The 1,181-nt window shown below is 48.2% G+C and carries 1 protein-coding gene; it reads left to right on the plus strand.

Annotated elements, in window-relative coordinates; genetic code table 11:
• Positions 1 to 64 precede the first annotated feature (64 nt).
• Positions 65 to 1,181 (plus strand): chemotaxis protein CheA (locus tag A3762_RS04300; RefSeq protein WP_231878727.1); only part of this gene is annotated, 1,117 nt, incomplete at its 3' end.

Consider the following 1,181-nt stretch of genomic DNA (forward strand, 5'->3'; position numbering starts at 1 on the left):
CGGATGGCAAATATTTTTCCGTCCTTCTACAGATATTTTACGAACGGGTAACGAGCCTGTTCGGATGTTCAGAGAGCTGGCTGAACTCGGTGAGCTTGAGGTCGACGTGGATGCCTCAGATGTCCCGAAACTAGATGACATTGAAGCTGATGCCTGCTATCTCGCATGGAATATTTCTTTGTTTGGCGAGGCAACAAAAGAGCAAGTCGACGAAGTGTTCGAATGGGTCGTTGATGATTCTGAATTGACGATTGAGGCAATAGATATCGGCGGTGCTGGGCTTGCCGAAGCGTCGAGTTCAAATACCTCAGAGGATGCGTCTTCGCCAGCTGAACCTGCACCTGTGGTAGCGGAATCCGCTCCGAGCCAAGTCGTCGCAGAAAAACCTCAAACTACTGCGGCCAAAGCCGAACCCAAAGCGAAGGCTGAAAGTGCGTCAATACGTGTCGGAACCGACAAGGTTGATAGCCTGATTAATATGGTTGGGGAACTAGTGATTACCCAATCTATGCTAGGTGAACTCGGCAGAAATTTTACTGTCGACAAGTTGCCACGACTAATGGAAGGGCTTGAGCAGCTCAACAATCACACGCGTGAGCTTCAAGAAAGCGTTATGCGTATACGCATGCTACCAATTAGTTTTGCGTTCTCGCGGTTTCCCCGTTTGGTTCATAATACGAGCAAACAACTCGGCAAGCATGTTGAGTTGGAGTTGATGGGTGAGCAAACGGAACTCGACAAAACAGTGATGGAACGTGTTGGAGACCCTCTTGTTCATCTAGTCCGAAACTCGTTAGATCACGGCATTGAATCGCCTGAAGCGCGCGTTGCAGCTGGCAAAGATGAAATGGGTAAAATTACTCTGAATGCCTTTCATCAGGGTGGCAACATAGTGATTCAAATCATTGATGATGGCGCAGGCCTGAATCGTGATCGTATTCTTGAGAAAGCCATTGATAATGGCTTGGTGAAAGCGAGTGATAATCTCAGCGATGAACAGATCTATGATTTGATTTTCAAACCTGGATTTTCGACCGCGGCTGAAATCACCGATATTTCAGGTCGTGGCGTCGGGATGGACGTTGTGCGACGAAATATCCAAGAGCTTAATGGCTCTGTCGAAGTTGAGTCGCAGTCTGGCAAAGGCAGCACGTTCACCATCCGATTACCACTCACACTAG

The sequence above is a fragment of the Oleiphilus sp. HI0125 genome (genome assembly GCF_001635355.1).